This window comes from Belliella kenyensis (assembly GCF_022549675.1).
Taxonomy (GTDB): domain Bacteria; phylum Bacteroidota; class Bacteroidia; order Cytophagales; family Cyclobacteriaceae; genus Belliella; species Belliella kenyensis.
Genome location: NZ_JAKZGR010000003.1, coordinates 27655 through 48696 on the forward strand (window position 1 = coordinate 27655; position 21042 = coordinate 48696).

Annotated in this window: 14 protein-coding genes; 10 read left to right on the forward strand and 4 right to left on the reverse strand. The window is 36.5% G+C overall.

All coding sequences use genetic code 11. The features are described 5' to 3' along the window. The first annotated feature begins 14 nt into the window (after positions 1–14). The gene (priA, locus tag MM214_RS03530; RefSeq protein WP_241292073.1) at positions 15–2534 is read left to right on the forward strand and encodes a replication restart helicase PriA; all 2520 of its coding nucleotides are present in this window, start codon (positions 15–17) and stop codon (positions 2532–2534) included. A gap of 61 nt (positions 2535–2595) precedes the next feature. On the opposite strand, the gene MM214_RS03535 is transcribed toward priA, so the two are convergent. Then, positions 2596–3267, reverse strand: coding sequence for a hypothetical protein (locus tag MM214_RS03535; RefSeq protein ID WP_241292075.1), 672 nt, complete (start codon positions 3265–3267; stop codon positions 2596–2598). A 311-nt stretch (positions 3268–3578) separates the two neighbouring features. On the opposite strand from MM214_RS03535, the gene MM214_RS03540 reads away from it, so the two are divergent. From MM214_RS03540 to MM214_RS03555, 4 genes are all read left to right on the forward strand, one after another. Beyond that, on the forward strand, positions 3579–5930 hold the full coding sequence (locus MM214_RS03540) for a TonB-dependent receptor (RefSeq protein WP_241292077.1): 2352 nt from the start codon (positions 3579–3581) through the stop codon (positions 5928–5930). 4 nt (positions 5931–5934) lie between these two features. After that, the gene (locus MM214_RS03545) at positions 5935–6858 is read left to right on the forward strand and encodes a DUF4249 domain-containing protein (protein WP_241292079.1); all 924 of its coding nucleotides are present in this window, start codon (positions 5935–5937) and stop codon (positions 6856–6858) included. 418 nt (positions 6859–7276) lie between these two features. Further along, positions 7277–7522, forward strand: a complete 246-nt coding sequence (locus MM214_RS03550) for a hypothetical protein (RefSeq protein ID WP_241292081.1) — start codon at positions 7277–7279, stop codon at positions 7520–7522. Next, positions 7519–8295 carry an XRE family transcriptional regulator gene (locus MM214_RS03555; protein WP_241292083.1) on the forward strand — a complete coding sequence of 259 codons (777 nt, stop codon included), beginning with the start codon at positions 7519–7521 and terminating at the stop codon, positions 8293–8295. The genes MM214_RS03550 and MM214_RS03555 overlap by 4 nt, the downstream gene beginning before the upstream one ends. A gap of 276 nt (positions 8296–8571) precedes the next feature. Here the strand turns inward: MM214_RS03555 and MM214_RS03560 are convergent, their stop codons facing one another. Next, positions 8572–9954 carry a TIGR00341 family protein gene (locus tag MM214_RS03560; RefSeq protein ID WP_241292085.1) on the reverse strand — a complete coding sequence of 461 codons (1383 nt, stop codon included), beginning with the start codon at positions 9952–9954 and terminating at the stop codon, positions 8572–8574. A 536-nt stretch (positions 9955–10490) separates the two neighbouring features. On the opposite strand from MM214_RS03560, the gene MM214_RS03565 reads away from it, so the two are divergent. The 5 genes from MM214_RS03565 (at position 10491) to MM214_RS03585 (ending at position 16520) form a co-directional block, all read left to right on the forward strand. Further along, on the forward strand, positions 10491–10856 hold the full coding sequence (locus MM214_RS03565; RefSeq protein ID WP_241292087.1) for a response regulator: 366 nt from the start codon (positions 10491–10493) through the stop codon (positions 10854–10856). A 54-nt stretch (positions 10857–10910) separates the two neighbouring features. After that, positions 10911–11708 carry an MlaE family ABC transporter permease gene (locus tag MM214_RS03570; protein WP_241292089.1) on the forward strand — a complete coding sequence of 266 codons (798 nt, stop codon included), beginning with the start codon at positions 10911–10913 and terminating at the stop codon, positions 11706–11708. Further along, positions 11701–12459 carry an ABC transporter ATP-binding protein gene (locus MM214_RS03575; RefSeq protein WP_241292091.1) on the forward strand — a complete coding sequence of 253 codons (759 nt, stop codon included), beginning with the start codon at positions 11701–11703 and terminating at the stop codon, positions 12457–12459. The genes MM214_RS03570 and MM214_RS03575 overlap by 8 nt, the downstream gene beginning before the upstream one ends. Beyond that, complete coding sequence (locus MM214_RS03580) at positions 12459–13427, forward strand: MlaD family protein (RefSeq protein ID WP_241292093.1); 969 nt, start codon at positions 12459–12461, stop codon at positions 13425–13427. The genes MM214_RS03575 and MM214_RS03580 overlap by 1 nt, the downstream gene beginning before the upstream one ends. A gap of 396 nt (positions 13428–13823) precedes the next feature. Beyond that, positions 13824–16520: a M14 family metallopeptidase gene (locus MM214_RS03585; protein ID WP_241292095.1), complete on the forward strand. Its 2697-nt coding sequence runs from the start codon at positions 13824–13826 to the stop codon at positions 16518–16520. 220 nt (positions 16521–16740) lie between these two features. On the opposite strand, the gene MM214_RS03590 is transcribed toward MM214_RS03585, so the two are convergent. Then, complete coding sequence (locus MM214_RS03590; RefSeq protein ID WP_241292097.1) at positions 16741–17586, reverse strand: OmpA/MotB family protein; 846 nt, start codon at positions 17584–17586, stop codon at positions 16741–16743. 419 nt (positions 17587–18005) lie between these two features. Next, positions 18006–20858 carry a triple tyrosine motif-containing protein gene (locus MM214_RS03595; protein ID WP_241292099.1) on the reverse strand — a complete coding sequence of 951 codons (2853 nt, stop codon included), beginning with the start codon at positions 20856–20858 and terminating at the stop codon, positions 18006–18008. Positions 20859–21042 lie beyond the last annotated feature (184 nt).

Consider the following 21042-nt stretch of genomic DNA (forward strand, 5'->3'; position numbering starts at 1 on the left):
TAAATCATAAATTTTTGGAAAGTTTATTTGGTGATTTATTTGATGACTTGGAAAGTAAATCTGCAAGATTTGCGGATGTAATTCTTCCTGTACCCATTCCCAAAATGTTCACATACAAGATTCCCAAAAGTCTTGAAGGAGAAGTAGGGATAGGTTTTAGGGTGATGGTACAGTTTGGGTCTAAGAAAGTGCTCACAGGCATTATTGGCAAGGTTCATCAAAAGCCGCCAAAAGAGTACGAGGCAAAACCTATACTCGATGTTTTGGATAGTTATGCCATGGTCAATCCCCTTCAGATCAAATTTTGGTCTTGGATGGCTGAGTACTATTGTTGCCACATTGGAGAAGTGATGAATGCAGCTCTTCCAGCAGGACTTAAGCTGAGTAGCGAAAGTAAGATTCAACTGAACCCGACCTTTGATACAGAGACCTCACCTTATCCACTTGATGAAAGGGAAGAGGTAATCTTACAAGCACTAGCTTCCAAGTCAGAGCTAAGTTATGATGAATGCGAGCAGCTACTTGGTATCAAAAGTATTCACGGTATCATCAAAAGCTTGGTCATCAAAGAAGCCATAATTGTTTTCGAACAAGTCAAAGATAAATATACCCCCAAAGTAGAATCAAGAATTAGGTTTAGCCAGCCTTTTGTCGAAGATAGAAAGTCTTTGGAGACTTTATTCGATGAACTATCAGCAAAACCAAAGCAGGAGGAAATATTACTAAAGTATCTTCAAGAGGTACCTATTTATCAAAGGCCTGAGTTGAATGTCAAGGGCTTAGATAAAAGAATATTTGCAGATGCTGGATTATCCATGAGTTCTTTAAAGACCCTCATCAAAAATGGAGTTCTTGAAGAGTACAAACTCATCATCAGTAGATTTGAAGAAATCCAAGGAAATGACGAGGAGGTAACCTTGTCCGAAGAGCAAAACCGTGCGATTGAAGAGATAAAGTCTAGTTTTCAAGAGAAGCAGGTGAACCTCTTGCATGGAATCACTGGAAGTGGTAAAACAGAAATATACATCAAGCTCATAGAAGAAGCAATTGCAAGTGGAAGCCAAGTACTACTATTACTCCCTGAAATAGCCTTGACGACACAAATTGTATCGAGATTACAGAAGGTTTTTGGAAGTAAGATGGGGATTTACCACTCCAAATTTTCTGATAATGAAAGGGTTGAGGTTTGGAATGGTGTAATCAGCGGTAAATTTTCATTTGTAGTTGGTGTAAGGTCTTCTATTTTTCTCCCTTTCGATAGTTTGGGGTTGATCATTGTTGATGAAGAGCACGAATCCTCCTACAAGCAATTCGAACCTTCGCCGAGGTTTCATGCCAGAGATGCTGCCATCATGCTTTCTTGGCTGCATCAAGCAAAGACATTGCTAGGCTCAGCAACACCATCATTCGAAAGCTACTTCAATGCTAGAATCAAAAAGTATGGCTATGTACAACTCTTGAATAGGTACGGTGATGCCTCTTTACCAGAATTTTTGATATCAGATATTTTAGTAGACAAAAAGAAACAATTGTTGAAGTTAGATTTTACCCGACTCATGCGGGAAAAAATCCAAGAAGCTCTCAACAACCAAGAGCAAGTGTTGATTTTTCAAAACAGGCGAGGATACGCTCCATATATCTCATGTGAAGATTGTGGATGGATTCCAGAATGTGAGCACTGTGATGTAAGTCTCACATACCATCAATACAGCGAGGAGATGAGATGTCATTACTGTGGCTTCAAAGAAAAAATACCCAAAGTTTGTCCAGCATGTGGGAGTGGTAAATTGTCAGCAGTGGGTTTGGGTACAGAGCGTATCGAAGAGAGTTTATCTTTGCTATTTCCTGAGGCTAGAATTGCGCGCATGGATCTAGATACTACAAGGAGTAAGTATGGATACCAGAGAATTTTAGAGGATTTTGGAGCTGGGAATGTAGATGTTTTGGTTGGCACTCAGATGATTACAAAAGGTTTGGATTTCGATAGGGTGACCGTAGTAGGCATATTGGATGCTGATAGAATTTTGTACTTTCCAGACTTTAGGGCAGGGGAGCGGGCATTTCAACAGATTACCCAAGTGGCAGGCAGAGCTGGAAGAAGGGAAAAAAGGGGAGTAGTGATAATTCAATCCAGAAAACCTGACCATTTCCTATTCGATCAGGTGATCAAAGGTGACTATAAGGGTTTCTATTTACAAGATATGGCCGAAAGACAAAAGTTCTTTTACCCGCCTTTCGTCAAGTTGATCAAAGTTTCATGTAGACACAAAGATTACAAGCTTGCTGAAAAAGCAGCTCGACATTTGCATAATTTACTACTTGAAGTGCAAGTTAAGAAGATAATGCTTGGCCCAGAAAAGGGATTAATTGGGAAAATAAAAAATCAGTACATTTTCGAAACCTTGGTGAAATTGGATAAATCTGGAAATGCACAAGCTATTTTCAAACATGAATTAAGAAGAATACTAGAGAGCATGTATGCTAATAAGGAGTTCCGAAGTGTTAGGATAATTATTGATGTAGATCCTTATTAGATCCAAAATAAAAACTGACTCATGTTCAATATAATTAAACATGAGTCAGTGAAATTTTTTATCAAAAATGATAGGATAGCCTCAAAGCTTTTAGAGGAACAAGATTAAAACTCCACAACTTAGGACCTTCGTCTGTGGAGATGGTTCCAACATTATCTGAAAGCCTTATATTAGATGAAGAATAAATAACATCAAAGCCAGTCTCAGCTGAGAAACTTAATCTAGAGTTAAAGTGGTATTTCATTCCCCAAAAGTTTCCTAGCCCAATTGCACTAGCATTTACACTAGCATGTCTAGGGTTATTGCCAGATACTGTGCCTGTTTGTCTCGCATACCTTATCTGACTTAGAGCACCTGAAAGATCGAAACCTCCATAAGCTATAAACATATCAGAAATGAATTTTTGCCTTTCAAGTCCTATAGTAAGTCCATAGTTGATTATTCTAGAATTTTCGTAATCACTACCTTGGAAACTAATTTGTGAATCATTGAAGCTATTCATAAAAGTTCCACCAAGTCTAAATCCCATATTTTTTCCTCCTTGACCTGTGTAATTCTTTCTATAGAACAGGCTACTCGGAGAAGATCCATTGAAAAGCGGCCTTACATCTACACCTAGTTCATGCTTGGTTTGGATGTAATCAAATTTTTTACTTGATGTTTCATCTGAGGATTGGCCAAATGAATAGGTGCTGAGTAAGCAAAATGTTAGAACTATAAAGTTGACTTTCATAATATTGATTTTGAGTTAAATTTAAATTTTTAATTAGTTTACTAAAATTATATAATTTTAGTTACAAAAAAGTAAAATTTTTATAAATTTAGTTTTGACATCGTTAGTACCTGAATCATATCAAAACATACTATTTCTCCTGAAGTGCATGCTTTGTGAGTATATTGAACAATAGTCAAGTGGGTGTAACTAAAAAAAAACTAAGTATAATTAATTTGAAAAAATTGTAATAGCTTTGTGAAATCTATTCAATAGTTATTAATAATTTTTATTAAAGAGAGTGATTGAAACTTTATACTTAATATCTTTTTATGAAGAAAATTTACCTTGTCATTTTATTGACAATTGTCACTGCTACAATCAGTGTTGCGCAAAGAGTGACTATCAGTGGATCTATCAGAGATGCTTCAAGTAATGAAGCTTTGATTGGTGCCAATGTGTATGATAGGGTTTCGCAGAAAGGGGCTGTAAGTAATCAATTTGGCTTTTATTCTTACACGACCACTTTAGATAGTGTAAACCTATATTTTAGCTATGTGGGATATCAGTCCCAGAGGTTGACCATTTCAGTTTCTCAAGACACCACCATCAATGTCCAACTAATGCCAGATGGATTGCTTGAAGAGGTAGTAGTATCTGCAGAAAATATGGATCCGATTCAAGAAGTAACCAGGATGGGAACCATAAATATTCCAATAAGACAAATTAAAGAACTTCCTGCACTGATGGGGGAAGTAGATGTTTTCAAGGTTTTACAACTTCTGCCTGGTGTACAATCTGGTACTGAAGGGGCAAGTGGACTCTATGTGAGAGGCGGAGGACCTGATCAAAACCTGATTTTATTAGACGGTGTACCTATTTATAATGCTTCACATTTGTTTGGCTTCTTTTCAGTATTCAATGCAGATGCTATCAATAATGTAGAATTGATAAAAGGGGGATTTCCATCACGATACGGTGGCAGGTTGTCCTCAGTCATCGATGTGACCATGAAAGAAGGTAACATGAAAGAGTTCAAAGGAGAGGGTTCAATTGGGTTGATTGCATCTAAAATTACTTTAGAGGGACCAATTGTCAAAGACAAGACCTCTTTCATTATTTCTGCCAGAAGAACCTACCTAGATATCTTAGCAAGACCTATCATAGCAGCAGCTACTTCTGGCAATGAGACCGTTGGATACTATTTCTACGATTTGAACGGAAAAGTAAATCATATCGTCAATGATAAGAATAGAATTTATCTAAGCGTATATTCGGGTGATGATAAGGCCTATGCGAGGTATAAAAATTTTTACGTTAATAACGATATAAGGTCTGATTATGAGGATGAGTTTGGGTTGAAATGGGGCAATTTTATTACTGCATTACGCTGGAATAATGTCATCAACAGCAGGTTATTTGCAAATTATACTTTTACATATAGCAGGTATCACTTTGACCTTTTCAATGATTATCAAGAAAAACAAACAGGTCCAGGGGTGAATGAGACCAGGTTCTATTCTGAAAAGTACTTTTCAGGAATCAGGGATTGGGCAAGTAAAGCTGATTTTGAATTCATACCGAATCCTGATCATTATATCAGGTTTGGCGGTAATGTGATCTTGCACAAATTCTCCCCAGGAGTATATGCCAGTAAAAGTAATCAGAGGGAAGGAAATCAGACTCTTGGATCGGATGAACTTAATTCAACAGAGTATTCGCTCTATGCGGAGGATGATTTCAATATTACCTCTAGGTTGAAGGCAAATGTTGGCATGCATTACTCTGGTTTTTTGACCAGTGGTCAAAACTATAATTCCCTTCAACCAAGAGTTACTGCTAGATACTTGATCAACGAATCAACTTCTATCAAGGGTTCTTATGTTACCATGGCTCAATTTATTCATTTACTGACAAATGCTGGATTGGGATTACCAACAGACTTATGGGTACCTGCAACGCAACAGATAGGTCCTCAAAAAGCTCAACAAGCAGCCCTAGGTTTTTTCAAAAGCTTAAAAGGTATAGAACTCAGTGCAGAAGCTTATTACAAGACTATGGATGGTCTGATAGAGTACAGAGATGGAGCAACTTACCTGAATATAGATCAAGATTGGCAACAAAAAGTAGCTGTAGGTGAGGGGAAGAGCTATGGTCTAGAGCTCCTGGCTCAAAAGAAAATCGGTAAAGTCTCTGGCTGGATCGGTTATACATGGTCCAATACCACGAGGAGATTTGATGAAATTAATTTTGGAGAGTGGTTTCCTTACAAATATGATCGTAGACATGACATTAGCATAGCACTCACGCATGATTGGAAAGACAATAAAGACTTTTCTCTAGTCTGGGTGTATGGAACTGGCAATGCTGTATCCTTGCCAACTCACAGGTATGAAGGAGCCGAATCTTCTATGTGGGGAGGTGGCTGGAGGCCAGAAATACAATATTATGAAAGTAGAAATAATTTCCGCAATAGGGCTTACCATAGACTGGACTTGAGTTTTAGCTGGTGGAAAGATACGAGATGGGGGCAGAGAAAATGGACCTTGGGTATCTATAATGCCTACAATAGGTTAAATCCATTCTTTATGGACTTAAGCTATGATAGATCAGGGAATAGAAAAATCGTTCAATACAGTCTTTTCCCAGTAATTCCTTCATTTGCATACACCTTCAAATTTTAAAAATATGAAGCTTACAACAAATTGCTCCAAATTACTTTTGATACTGACTGCATTTCTAAGTGCTTGTGAGACAGTGGTAGACATTGATATACCATTTGAGAAACCTTTGATTACTATAAATAGTATTTTGGAGGATTCTGAAAACCCTATTGTTAGACTTACATTTAGCAAGCATATTTTAGATAATAACTACATCTACGATCCTATTGCAAATGCTACAGTGACTATTCGGAAAGATTTGGTCGATCATGATTTGGTATTTGATCAGAGCGCTGGAAATTATATTAATCAATCTATCTATATTGAACCAGGTTCAACATACACTTTGACAATCGATGTGCCTAATTATGAAAGGATAGAAGTGACGGAGACAGTGCCACAAGTGGTTCCCATTATTTCTTTCACTGTAAATGGAACCACCGAAATGGATTATTACACAAGAGAGGATGTTAGTTTAGTATTTCAAGATCCTGTTGGAGAAAATTTTTATGAGATATCAGCCTATAATGTAATGACCTATAGATATCCCAACCAAATAGGGGAAATTGTAGAGCATAGAACAGAACAGACTATCTATCTCACTCCGAAAAACCCTGTATACCAGAGAGAATATTCATCAAATACTCTTTTATTTAACGATAGGCTTTTTGATGGCAGTCAATTTGAGATGGAGATGTTTAGTGCTGGTAGCTCTTTTACATTTAATCCAAATCCAGGTCATGTTAATCCAGATTTTGAAGTAGAGGTGGAGAGTTACATTATTCTGAAATCAGTCTCTAGAAGTTATTATTTGTACCAGACCACATTCAACTTGCAAAGATGGACAGATGGAGATCCATTTGCACAGCCTGTGCAAGTGTATAATAATATTCCAAAAGGGCTAGGAGTGTTTGCCACACAAGCTTCTTATGTCTATCGAGTGAGATAGCAAGTTAGTTTCCGACAAATTGAATATAATTATGTGACTAAAATCTGCAATCGAATGTTATAATATACTGATTTTAAGTGATAATAGGCCTTCCAAGTTTCATTCAATTATTACTAAAAAATGAAATATGACTAATAAAAACCTAAAAGGTATTTGGGTTTTAGGAATTGCCTATTTGAATATCTGCATTTACACCATTGGAAATTTGCAATGCGAGTTTAAGTTAGCTTCTCAACCCCTATCCACGAGGTACATGTACGTCAGAGCGGACCCAACTTGAGCCGGTCAGATAGGTATCAATTGATACATAATTCACATTTTGTGACAACAGCTGTCATTTTTGTGTTGTTTTTATAAACATATGAATGTTATTTAAAATAACTTTCTTAAATTAGCTCCTGTTAAAAATCATGTAGCTATGGAAGATCAATCTAAAATCAGACTAACACAAAAAACTTTGGCTTCAGGAAATTGTCAAGTGAAATTCATAATAGAAGATGAAGTCAAGCCGCAATACGGCTATCTTTTAGTGAATGAACCAAAGTCAGTTGGTGAAATAATGGAAGAAATTAAGCGCCGAATGGAAAATCGCAGAAAAAACAATCCTTTCTCACTTAATAATCCGATAAAAGACGATCACAACTTTTACTTATTTTCAGCATGAAAATGTTATCGAAGAATATCAGGTTTCTTCGCAATTCTCATGGTCTGACTCAAACAGATTTGGCAGATCAATTGGGAGTGCAGCGGACGATGATCTCTGCTTATGAAGATGGTCGGTCAGAACCTAAGCTACCTGCTCTCTGCAAGATCTCTGAAATTTTTTCGGTATCACTTGATGAGCTTTTGAATCATGATATACAAGAGTCGGGGAGAAGAGTGCTTCAGCCTACACAAATGAAAGTGCTCACGATCGCTGTTGATGAGAATGACGAAGAGCAGATCACCATGGTAGGCCAAAAAGCATCAGCTGGATACCTCAATGGCTTTGCAGATCTTGAGTACATGGAGTCACTTCCTCATATCAAGCTCCCTCACTTATCGAATCACCTTACCTATAGAGCATTTGAAATAGCTGGAGATAGTATGTTGCCCTTGGTCTCTGGTACATTGATCATTGGAAGCTATTTAGAGCGGCTTAGAGACATCAAAAGCGGGAAGACATATATTTTGATTACCGTAACAGAAGGTGTCGTGTATAAGCGAGTTTTCAATTATTTAGAAGAGAATGGGAAGCTATATTTGGTATCAGATAACGAACACTACAAGCCATATGAAATCAAAGGAGAGGATGTCTTAGAAATATGGGAAGCGAAGGCATTTATCAGCACAGATTTTCCTAATCCCAAAGACAAAACTGCTCCTGTCACAAACGAAGATCTTTCTAAAATGATTTTAGACTTGAAGACAGAAATCATACAAATGAAAAATCGATAAGGAAGATTTTTCTTAAGATATATATCATCAGATGGAGTGAAAAGGAAAGAGGTACCAAGAACCGTAAACCCAGTACCTCAAAAAGTGCTGAGAAATTTGGTGAGGTTCAAAAAATAAGTCAATATCTCCTCACAAAGTTTTTTAAAATATAAACCAAAACGTGTATAACCTCTACAAAGGTACATGGACCGAATGGCAAAAAAAATACCCTGATCAGGGTATTTTTTTTGCCATTCGGTAAATAAAGTGATATCAAAAATCAGAAATGTTATAAAATTAGTCTATGATTAAGGCCACAGTATCTGCCTTGGTTCGGAGTTTAAGCCATTTTTGAAACTTTTTCACTTCCTGCTCATTGGGTCTTTGTTTAAATTGAGCATAGGCCATCATTAGCGTGTCTTGTTCGTTCTTTTGTACATCAGCCACCACAGCCCGATTCATGGAGAAAGAGACGAGGTTGGGATGATTTACTTGAGCTTCTTTTCCTATATCCATCACTTGGCGACTAGATGATGCATACTGAGAAAGTTCACTTTCCAGAAAAGCGATTTTTTGATCTTTACTTTGAATCAACGATTCATTTCTTTCATAAAGATCCTTAAGTACATCGGATCTCAGCATATTCAAGTCAGGTGTACCATCTCCACTTTGCTTTATTTTGAGATAGGTTTTGCCCAGGTTAAAGGCTTTTAACCTGTTTTCCAGCCTTTCTATTTCCTCCTGACTTATTTGTTCTCCTACAAAAGAAACTTCAATACCACTGCTATCAGGTTTGTAATTTAGTGTACTTGCGATCAGTTGTGCACGAGGGAAATCGAGTTCAGTTTGAACAAAGCTTTTGGCATTTTTCTCCCAAATGGTGCGAGAGACGATATTGTAAGCCAAGTATACGCTGGGTACTATGGTCAGTATAGTGAATATGGTGATATATCGTTTTACTGTCTTTTCTCTGTTTGCGTCCAAAAATTCCTTTTTAGGGTATTTCATGAATCGGACAATCAAATATGTCGAAAGACTGATGAAAACAGAATTAATAAAAAACAGGTAAAAAGCACCAAAGAAATATAGTAAATTACCCGTAGCCAAACCATATCCAGCTGTGCACAAGGGGGGCATTAGGGCAGTTGCTATAGCCACGCCAGGGATGGCATTTGATTTTTCTTTTCTCGATCCAGCTACTATTCCTGCAAGTCCTCCAAACAGGGCAATGAGGACATCCCAAATGCTTGGCTCTGTACGTGCGAGAAGTTCTGATTGGGCGTCATTGAGTGGTGTAAATGCAAAATAAAATGTACTGGTAAGAATACTTATCAGCACTGCAATTCCTAGGTTTTTTAGAGATCGTTTCAATAGATCGAAATCATTTATACCTGCGGCCATACCTATACCCATGATAGGTCCCATCAGTGGCGATATCAGCATGGCACCGATTATGACAGCGGTAGAATTTACATTCAATCCTACTGAAGCCACAAAGATGGCAAATATCAAAATCCAAAGATTGGCTCCTTTAAATTCAATGTTTTTCTTAATGTAATCTATCGTTTCTAACTCATCTTCTTTTCCCTCATGCAGATCAAAACGATCTCTGAAAAATAGTAGAAGATGAAGCAGCTTATTTCTAAGTGAGATTGGTTTTTTGCTTTGATCTTTTTCCATGATTTTTAAAACTTAAAAGACTAATATAAGCTAAATTTTTTAATTCAAAAGATGAGCATTCTTTGACACAAGATAGAGTAGGAGGTCACTTATGAGGAATCCATTTTGATTAATTTGACGCCTAGTTTTATTAAAAATCCTACTCAAAAAGGAGCAGTGATTTTAAGCTTTAATTCGAAAATATGTCTAATTTTTAAAATTTTTATAAGAATTTCCCCTTGACAGGAGCTTAATTTTTTTCGGTATGAACAATTCGATGACCTATTCTAATAAGATTTATGTGAATCTATTTAAAGTACTGAAAAATAAGTAAATATATTATATTTAGTCTTGGCTAAATATGTCTTGGCTAAAAAAATTAGACTAAGCTAAATTTGAATTTTATTTGAATTTTCTCTCATTGGTGGAATAAAACCTTATTTTTGTTAGCGAGTTAAATCCATATACCCAACAAATGCACAATCACCAGCAGATGGTCAATTTACTTTCACTTGAATCAAAGAGCTGGAGTAAGGACAAACTAAAGATTTTTGAAAATGAATGAATTGAAAGCAAGAATTATTTTTGTAGATGATGACAAGATTCAGCACATGATCAACAGGAAAAATATGTTGAGATTAAACCCGAATTTGGAACTAATTTTCTTTGAAAATCCTTATTCGGCATTAGATTGGCTAGAGAGTGGGGAGGCAGATCTTTTGTTGTTGGATATCAACATGCCTGAGATGAGCGGTTGGGAGTTTTTGGAAAATTTAGAAAATAGAGGGATTCAGATTCCAGCTTATATGCTGAGCTCTTCCATGGATCCTGAAGACATCGACAGGAGTAATTCATATGCGGCGGTGAAAGGATTTTTAATAAAACCTTTACAGATTTCTGCCATTCAATCACTCTTGGAATAGTAAAATTTATAATTTATTAATTTAGAGATTTTCGTTATTAAGAAAGCAGAATTTATGTCAGAAAAATCTGAAAATAACAAGCCAGTATTGACGAAAAAACTTGACAAGTTTTTGACCGGATTGGCAAATGCATTTCGCTTTGTCAAGAGGTTTTTTTCAGAGGTCTGGTTTCCTCCTTATGAATTCAAAGAGATACTAAGGCAATGTTATGAAATTGGGTACAGGTCACTTCCATTGATCTCCTTGACGGGATTTATAGTGGGGATAGTTTTCACAAATCAATCAAGACCTTCTTTATCAGAATTTGGGGCTACTTCTTGGCTCCCAGCATTGATTTCAATCGCTATCATCAGGGCTATGGGGCCACTTGTAACTGCACTTATAGCAGCTGGAAAAGTGGGCTCAAGCATCGGTGCAGAGATAGGGTCTATGAAAGTGACAGAGCAAATAGACGCCATGGAAGTTTCTGCAATCAACCCATTCAAATACTTGGTCGTAAGTAGGACAATTGCCACTACATTGATGATCCCGATACTGGTACTTTATACCGATTTCGTGGCCTTGATAGGTTCCTTTATCAATGTAAATCAAAATGAACTTGTCAGCCTTTCGACTTTCTTTGTACAGGTATTTGAAGCTGTTTCCTTTTTAGATGTCTTTTCTTCTCTCATCAAATCACTCGTATTTGGTTTTACTATTGGGATAGTGGGTTGTTACAAAGGTTATAATTCTTCAAATGGAACAGAAGGTGTAGGAAAAGCAGCCAATGCCTCTGTGGTCATGTCCATGTTTCTGATATTTATAGAAGAGCTTCTAGCCCTACAAATTGTAAACGCAATCAGATATGCATAGTGAAGATGAAAAAGTAGTTGAGATTCGGGGAGTAAAGAAATCCTTCGATGAAAATCATGTACTGAGAGGTGTAGATCTAGACCTGCATAAGGGAGAAAACCTAGTCGTTTTAGGGAAATCTGGGACTGGTAAATCGGTATTGATAAAACTCATGGTGGGTCTTTTAAAGCAAGATGAAGGTACTATTACAATTCTCGGTAAAAACACCAACAATCTAAAGCTGAAAGAACTCAATAAATTGAGACTAAAAATCGGATTTGCTTTCCAAGCCTCGGCACTTTACGATAGTATGACAGTAAGAGAAAACCTTGAGTTTCCCCTTGTCCGCAACGTAAAAAACCTAACCAGAAAAGAGATTAACAAAAAGGTGGAGGGGCTTTTGGATTCGGTAGGCTTACCCAAAACCATAAATCAAATGCCTGCTGAACTTTCGGGTGGTCAAAAGAAAAGAATCGGTATCGCTAGGACGCTAATTCTTGAACCAGAGATCATGCTATATGATGAACCGACAGCTGGATTAGATCCTACGACGTGTATTGACATCAACAATTTGATCAATCAAGTAAAAGAAGAATATAATACCTCATCGATTGTAATTACCCATGATCTTACCTGTGCCAAAGTCACTGGGGATCGCATGGCAGTATTGATTGATGGACAATTTCAAGCCGTGGGAACATTTGAAGAAGTATTTGCCCAAGCTACCAACCCAAGGATAAAATCATTTTATGACTATAATTTCATTCAATAATGAGAAACGATAATAAAAAAACCGTTTTGGTCGGTGTATTTGTACTGATCGGAATCATCATACTAGTGGCAGGTATCATGACATTAGGTGGTCAACAAAAGAAGTTTGTCAAAAGCATTAGCCTAAAAGCTGTCTTTGATGATGTAGCTGGTCTTCAAACTGGAAATAACGTATGGTTTTCCGGTGTCAAGATAGGTACAGTAAAAAAGATCCATTTCTATGGCGATTCTCAAGTAGAGATCGAAATGAATGTTGAATCAAAGTCAAAAGATTATATTCGCAAGGACTCCAAAGCTACAATTAGCTCCGATGGACTTATAGGTAATAAAATTATCGTAATTTATGGAGGTACTTCCCAAGCACCAGTAGTAGAAAATGGAGATAGACTGATATCAGAAATGCCACTGGATACTGATAAGATGATGGAGACTTTGCAAGAAAACAATAAAAACCTTGTTTCGATCACCAATGATCTAAAAATATTGACAGGCAAAATTGCAGAAGGAGAAGGTATCATAGGAGCAGTGCTTACAGATTCTACTTTGGCAATGAGTTTTAGAAATATGATGACTAGCCTTGAAAGAACAGCTGTGAAGAGTAACCAGATGACTACTGACTTGGCAAAGTTATCGGCTAACTTGAATCAAGAAGGTAATCTGGTTCATGATCTCCTTACAGACAAGGAAATCTATGGAAACCTTCAAAAATCCATACTTGACCTTCAGTCAACTGCTGATAATGCCAAGGAGATGACTACTAACCTTAATCAGGTGACCAACAAGCTCAATAGTACAGATAATGCAGTTGGAACACTATTGAATGATAGAGAATTCAACAACACTTTAAAAAGTACCTTGGTAAATATTGACAGCTCCACTATGAATTTGAATAGAGGTTTGGAGGCCTTGGAGTATACTTGGCCTTTCAGAAGAGGATTTAAAAGAATGAACAAGGCAAACAACAACTAATTTGAACAAGGTTCAATAAAATTAAATTTAAAAAGGCTGATCTAGGTAAAACTTGGATCAGCCTTTTTTCATAGTCAATAATTAGGTGGTATTGTAAGCATACCTTCAAAGGTATGAATAGTCATTTGAAGCATGCATACCCTGCGAATAGTGCTCAAAGGCTTTCGATTCAGAAGTATTATTTACTTCAAGTGAAAAACATCCTATGCTGTGAAAGTTTTAAATCATAATTCAAAATATTATTATTGCACTTATATAATTAGCATAATTTTTCTCAACTAATAAGCCAATATTCTAGAAATGACCTTTTATAACTTTTTAGATCCGATTATCGATGTAGGTTTTGATTCGCTTATTTCTTAGAGTATTTTCGATCAAACACATTCCTAGATGATTATGAGAAAATTTTACTTAACCTTATTATCTGTCTTGATCTTTACCTTCTTGGGAATCGCTCAGCAGATACCTACACCAAAAGAGCATTTTGGATTTAATATCGGAGATGATTATAAGTTAGCAACTTTTGAAGCAACTGATGCCTATTTTCGCAAAATTGCAGACCTCTCAGATAGGGTCAAATACGTCGAAATCGGACCATCCGAAGAAGGCAGGCAAATGCCTATGATGATCATTACTTCACCGGAGAATCATAAAAATCTAGCTCAATTTAAAGAAATATCTCAAAAACTTGGAAGGGCTGAAGTCAGTGAAGAGGAAGCAAAGAAGCTTTCAAAGCAGGGCAAGCCTGTAGTTTGGATAGATGGTGGCCTACACTCTACTGAAACTGTAGCTTCACACCAACTGATAGAGACTTATTACAAATTGGTCAGTGGGGAAGATGAAGAGACACTCAGGCTACTTGATGATTTGGTCATTCTACTTGTTCACACCAATCCAGATGGACAAGAGATCATCACAAACTGGTACATGATGCCTGAAGATGTGGAGAAAAGAAACATGAGGTCGCCTTACATGTATCAGAAATATGTAGGTCATGACAATAACAGAGATTTTTTCATGAATAATATGAAAGAATCTACCAACCTGTCACTGCAACAATACGTGGAGTGGATTCCACAGATTATTTATAACCATCACCAAACCTCTCCAGCCGGAACAGTAGTAGCAGGTCCACCTTATAGAGATCCATTCAATCATGTCTTTGATCCTCTGATCATGACTAGCTTAGATGGAGTAGGTGCAGCCATGATCAACAGACTAAACGTCGAAGACAAGCCTGGATACACCCGACTTAGTGGTTCGGTGTTTTCATCTTGGTGGAATGGAGGTCTTCGGACGACTCCCTATTTTCACAATATAATTGGAATACTTACAGAGACCACAGGAAGTCCAACTCCTTCAGAAATTCCACTTGTGCCAGATCGCTTGATACCTACACATGCTACCCCATATCCTATAGAACCACAATCGTGGAATTTTAAGAAGTCCATAGACTATTCTGTCTCTATGAACTATGCCGTTTTGGATTATGCTAGTAGAAATGCAGACGCCCTGCTATTCAATATATATAAGATGGGGAAAAATGCCATCGATAAAGGGAATATGGATAATTGGACCAAGTATCCAAAACGTTCTGATGCAGTTACAGCAGCTTTTGAGGCAGACAAGCCAGCAGATACTGGAAATAATAGCTGGAGAAGAACTATGCCCACTACTTATTTTGACAAAATTTTCAAAGACCCCGAGCTTAGAGATCCTCGTGGGTTCATCCTATCTGCCGATCAAGCTGACTTTCCAACAGCTGTCAAATTTCTCAATGCTTTGATCAAGTCGGGTGTACAGGTTCATGAAGCTTCAGAGAGGTTTACTGTGGCGGGCAAAAATTATCCAAAAGGGTCATACATTGTGAAAACAGCACAGGCATTTAGACCACATATTTTAGACATGTTTGAGCCACAAGATCACCCCAATGATTTTATGTATCCAGGCGGTCCTCCAGTTAGACCCTATGATGCAGCAGGTTGGACTTTGGCTTTTTCCATGGGAATAGAATTTGATAGGGTATTAGATGGGTTTGAAGGTCCATTTCAGGCATTGCCGTATGGTGAGATACTCCCAATGCCTACTCAGCAGCTACCATCAGGGTCCGGCTATATAGTCGATGGAAGGGTAAACAATGCATTTATTGTTGTCAATGATTTGCTAAAAGCTGGAGTTGAAGTCCTAAGAATCACAGACGGTGAACCAGGTATTCCAGCAGGATCATTTTATGTAGGAGCAAAAGGTAAAGAAATCTTGAATAAGGGAGCCAAGGATTTAGGTATATCAGTGAGAGCTGGATCTAAGCCAAAAGCAACCAAGAAAGTTTCACCTTCAAAAATCGCATTGTTTGATTATTACGGAGGATCGATGCCTTCAGGCTGGGTTCGATGGATGCTCGAGCAATACAATTTCCCTTTTCAAGTAGTTTACCCACAGGAAATAGATAAGGGAAATCTCAAAGCGAAATATGATGTGATACTGTTTATCGGTCCAGGCACACCAAGCTTAGGTAGTTCGATGACTAGAAATCAAATGGAAGATCAGGATGTGCCTGAGGAATATCAGTCTCTGATAGGTAGCTTAACAGCTGAAAAATCTATTCCTGAGTTAAAGAAATTTATTGAACAAGGTGGTAAAGTTGTGGCTGTGGGTGCAGCCACTTCCTTGGCCTATCACCTAGAGTTACCTGTTAGAAATGCATTGGTTGAATTGAACTCAGAAGGTAAGGAGAGACCTTTGCCAGGTGACAAATATTATATCCCGGGAAGTATTTTAAAAGCAAATATAGCAACGGATCATCCGCTGAATCTTGGAATGAATGAAACTGCAAACCTAACTTTCAACAATTCTCCTGTTTTCAAATTCGAGGATGAAGCAAAAGACATTTCGCCACTGGCATGGTTTGATGAGTCATCGCCTTTAGTTAGTGGTTGGGCATGGGGAGAAGCTTACTTGAAAAATGGTATTGTTGCTTTTGAGGCTAATTTAGGAAAAGGAAAGTTAATAGCTTATGGACCTGAGATTACATTTCGTGCTCAATCTCACGGTACTTTCAAAATGCTATTCAATAACCTTTATCAGGTCAAATAAAAATACTTGAAGTAAAAATAATGCCTTAGTGAAAATAGATAGAGTACTTATGAGGTCTTCTATATTTTTCACTAAGGCATATTTTTTTGAGTTGGTGATTTATCAGCTTTTTGATAATCCGCAAAAACACTAAGCTACGATCTTAGCAAAGAGTTAATGAGATTCAAATACTAATAACTCAACTGTTTCTTGTTTCTCTTTTTTGGACCTATATATAGGACTATTCCATCAAAGCAAAAAACTTATCCAAATCAGGTATAATCACAATTCTGGTTCTTCTATTTTTGGCCATGTTTTCTGGAGTATCATTATCTACGATTGGCATATAGCTACTTCTTCCAGCTGCAATCATTTTTTCGGGGTCTACATTATATTTTGTTTGAAGAGCCCTTACAATTGAAGTTGCTCTTTTTACACTTAGATCCCAATTATCTTGTACTGTGGAAGTACTGATACTTCTAGGATCAGTATGCCCTTCGATCATTACTTCCATAGAAGGTTCAGAGTTGATTACTTCAGCTAACCTCGAAAGAAGACCGTCAGCATTCCTACTAACCATAAAGCTTCCTGTGTTGAAAAGTAATCTGTCTGATACAGATATCATTACCACAGTTTTGTCTATATCTATTTGGATATCTTCATTTTCTTGAGCAGAACCATCCGTAATAGATTGCTTTAAATTGTGAGAAATAGCTAAATTGACTGAATCTTCTAAAGTTTTTGCGTTTGCTAATTCAGATTGATCTACCTTTGATAGTGTAGCTTTGAGTTTTTCACGACCATTATTGGACATAGGGAGTTTTCCATCCATGCTAAACTTTGCATCTCCTTCTGCCCTGAGAGAATTAATTTTTGCATTATATTCCTCGACTCTTCTTTCTATTCTGGCAAATCGCTCTTCTAGAATTCTCTTTTCTTCTTCAAGTTTATCTTTTTCAGCAGTCGTTTCTGCTAAATTGTAGGCAGTGGTATTGTAATCATTTTCTAATGCTACATACTTTTTTTTCGAAACACATGATGCTATTAAAGCACCAGAAATTAGGGTGATTGCTACTGTCTTTTTCATAAGTTGGTTTTTGTTTTGCGGGATATTTCCAAAAACAGAGCCATTGAGAAATTAGCAAGTAAATTATAGCCTATAAATGTCTTCCAGCATGAGTATTTTGTCAAAAATCAAACAAAAATGTATCTCTTTTCTCATTGTTAGTCCTAGTTTTTAAATCATGCTTCCTTCTAAATTTACCAATGATTATAATTTATTTCTCTTTTATAATCATTCAAGTTCTGGAAACCAAAATTATTTTTTGATCAATATCTGCTCTCATATAGTCAACTAGAATGTATTAATTAAAAATACCTCCTATGGAACAAAGGAGGTACTTTAATCATAGAAGCAGGAATATAGGTAGCCATCTTAGTTCCTTACCTTTTTTATAGAGAAATATTCAAACTCACCACCATTTGGAGGGGATAAGATACGTTCTTCTAGAATTTCAATATAAACTCTTGCAGATTTTCTTCTCTTACAAGCTCAAGCTTCTTCCTTAGGCGATATCTTGCTATTTCAACTCCTCTGACAGAAATATTCATCAAATAAGCTATTTCTTTTGTGCTCAAATTCATTCTTAAATAGGCACTGAGCTTTATTTCCTGAGGACTAAGTGTAGGGTAAACTTTTTTGAACCTGCTCATAAAATCTCCATGAACTTGATCAAAATGAATTTCGAATTGTTCCCAATCTTCATCTTCAGCAATGTTTTTCTCGATGTTCTTTATTACTTTTTGAATTTCATTCTTGACTTCTTGATTTTTACTTTTTTTAATGATTCCACCCAAATTGGTTTTTAAATGATCAATAAAACCATTTTTTGTAATTAAATGCATGGTAGCAGTTGCCAATTCCTTGTCTTTAAGTTGGATCTCTTGAAGTAAGTTTTCATTTCTTAATTTCTCCACCTCTTGCAAAGAATGTTGTAATTCCGAATCTTTTTCATCGATGACTTGCTGGGACGCGGTTTTGATCTTTTGAGTTTTCTTTTGATATTTTTTATCTATGGTTCTATAGAAGGCAAATGCAGCAAACCCAAAAATAATCACATAACAGAAGTAAGCGATTCCGCTTCTGTACCAAGGCGGTAGTATTTCAAAGGACCAACTAGTGGGTGTTGCAAGAATACCATTCTGATCCTTACTTCTTACGTGAAATGTATACTTACCTTCCCTTAGATTCGTGTATGCTTTTTCATTTTTGAATACCCACTCACCATATTCCTCTTCAAAACCTTCTAGCCAATATTGAAAAGAAAGGTATTGTTCATTGGCTGGGGTGGGATTACTTGCTTCGAACCGTAGGTTTGATTTTTTATATGGAATTTTTAGCATCGAACTATCTCTGCTTTTGCTATTGCCGTCATGAATGAGCGAATCTGTGGTGCCAGTGATGTATACAGATCTGATCAGTGTAGGGTAGAGGTTAGTTTTTGTTTTTTTGTCATTCAGATTAAACCTTATAAATCCATCATTTGCGGCAAAAAGTACCTCATTACTTTTGATTGATGCTATATTCTGAAGGTCATCATTTAATAATTTTCTAATTTGATTAAAATCTTCTTGGTGCTTTTGGAATGTTCCGTCTACCTTTTTTTCCAAAACACCAGCATTGTTTTCACTGATGTAGTATATATTACCCAATTGGTCTTCAAGCAAAAAATGTAAAATCTCATCCCGTTTAAAGTATTTTAAAAAATAGTCATCAACTTCAAAACGATTGGTGATTTTGTCGTATTTAAAAATCCCGGCTTGAGTGGTAAATACCAATTCATTCTTAATAGACCATACATTATTCAAGACATTGCTTGGTAGACCTGACTCTGGCCCGAACACCTCTACTGAGGCATTTTCTAGAGAAGCATCTAATGTGAGTTTATAAAGGCCTTTGTATCCATGCGCTACCCAAATATTCCCTTCTAAATCTTGTTCTATAATCCTACTTGATTCATAGAAACCCTTGATTTGCCTCAAAAACTCAATTTTATCATTTTCGATTATGTAAAGATATATGCCATTGTAACCCCCTACAAGCAGAAGGTTTGGGTTGTTCTTAAGAGTCTGAAAATTCCAAAGACCACTAGGGCCAGGTATTTTCTCAGCCTTATTATCTTTCAGCACAAAAGCTCCATCATGATGTGCCACTAGCAAAAAGTTGTTGAAAGGTTTGATTTGATATACCTGTCCATATGAATTTCTGACCAACACTGCCTTTTGATTTGTTTTGTTGGCGTCATTCATAACATATACCCCATTACTAGTTCCAAAATAAATATTGCCTTGATAATAGGCTGCGTGGTATCCAATTCCATATAAACCAGAAGATTGATTGACTTGTAAAAATTGGGCATTCAAGTCTATGACAGAAATCCCATTATTATGTCCGATCCATAAATTACCGCTCAAGTCCTCAAAAAGTGATAGGATCGTATTGTTATTTAAGCCATTTTGTTGATTATAAGTAAAAATTGATTCGCCACTATTTGTGATGATCATTAAACCTTGATCTTGAGTCCCAATCGCAACATTTCCGTTTTTAAGTTGAATTGCCACGTTTATATTATCAGCCGAAACTGACTTCCATGGCTCGATTTGGCCTCTCTGAATTGAATGTATGCCATGGTTTTTAGAAAAGATAGTTTGATTTGTTGGACTCATTTGTAAGACAGCGCTGATTTGGCTTTGTTCGAAATGGTCTATTGATCCTAAGGATTCTAAATGTGTTTTTTCAATTCGAGATAGCCCTTTCCCCAATTCATTGACAAAAATTTGTCCTTGGTGATAATGAAAACTTTCAAACGAGCTTTTTGTTGATATTTCTTCCAGATAGGTATGATCACTATTGAACAAATAGATTCTGTTGCTAGTACAGAAGTATAAGCCAGAATTTGAAATGAATACTTTCCATACCTCTTCAAGATTTTGAAAAGCTTCTGGGATTAATGGTTTCATTGAAGTAAACTGAAGCCTCCCTATTTTATCTGGAGAAAAATACCCAAAATCTCCCTGTCCAGCTACGTATATATTCCCGTTTTCGGCTATTTGAACATGCCTCATCTTTGATCCCGATGGAAGTGCATACCTTCTCCAATTCACTCCATCATATTCCAACAAACCAAAATTATTGGCAACATATATTAGGCCTTCGCTATTTTGTGCGATTGCATAGTTTTGTATTCCTCCATTGTATGCTTGACTAGAATAGTAAGTTGAGATAGGTATACCCAATCGCTGAGCGTTGTTTTCAATCCCGTAGATCATTATAAATAGAAAAATTACAAACCTTTTCATTTCTTAGTTTATTGATGACAATAGTAAGATAGTAAATATACTTATGATGTAATAATTTTATCTGATTATTGAGTTAATGAAATTTCTAAAAATAGGCTCAATTTTTCATTCAATCGATATTATTAGATATGATGATGTGTTTTTGAGAAAGAAAAAAAAATGTATTGATGTATTATTGATGTAT